We start from the raw sequence: 815 nt of genomic DNA, 5'->3' as shown, positions 1-815 counted from the left end.
TTTTGGCGCCGGTTATTCCTCCCTCTCTTATTTGCAACGCCTCCCGGCTTCCGAATTGAAGCTCGATCGCTCTCTGATTGTTGATGTTTGCGAGAGTAAGAGTTCATTGATGATTGTGAAGACGTTTGTCGACATGGCGCATGCGCTTAATCTTGAGTTGGTTGCAGAAGGCGTTGAGGATGAACAAACGGCTAACTCCCTGCGGGACTTAAATTGCGATCGTTTTCAGGGTTATTGGATTGCGCGTCCAATGCCATTTGATGATATGCAGCTATGGTTGTCAGAACATGAGGCCCTAGCGCTAGGCTAGGCTTCTCCAAAAAAGGACTCTTCATGGTGCGTAATGCACTCTGATGACGCATTTATCCGGTTCTCCATTGTTTTGTCATATGTAAGTGACTGAAACATATAGGTTTCATAAGTTGGTATCGAATTTGAATGTAAAACCTCAAAGTGAATACGATTAGAGTCGTAAAATAAATCTTGCAGCTCGAGAATGACCTCGGGCCTGCATCAGGCAAAGAAGCCTCCGCAATCAGATATGTGTTCTGGTTATGGAGGTTTTTTTTTGCCCTTAGAACATTGGTGGAGACTGAAGAATGCAATCATCAAATATGAAAATTGTTGTCGTTGGGAATGGGATGGTTGGCCATCACTTTGTTGATCAGCTCATGGAGCAGCACGATGGTTTTGATCTTACTGTGTTATCTGAAGAGCCGCGATTGGCCTACGATCGGGTGCATCTTTCAGAGTATTTTAGCGGTAAGTCGGCGGATGATTTGGCCTTAACCACCCCGGAGCAATACACCAAACAG

The 815-nt window shown here is 45.0% G+C and carries 2 protein-coding genes; both read left to right on the top strand.

Annotation, left to right across the window (positions count from 1 at the left end):
- Window positions 1-310, top strand: a 310-nt coding sequence (locus tag A3751_RS18575; RefSeq protein WP_156492616.1) for an EAL domain-containing protein, incomplete at its 5' end; no start/stop codon positions are given.
- Between the two features lie 289 nt (window positions 311-599).
- Window positions 600-815: hypothetical protein (locus A3751_RS18570; RefSeq protein ID WP_197466497.1), on the top strand; the 216-nt coding region annotated here is incomplete at its 3' end.

This window comes from Oleiphilus sp. HI0080 (assembly GCF_001635135.1).
Note: the sequence above shows the minus strand (reverse complement) of the source record. Positions and strands in the feature narration are given on the sequence as shown.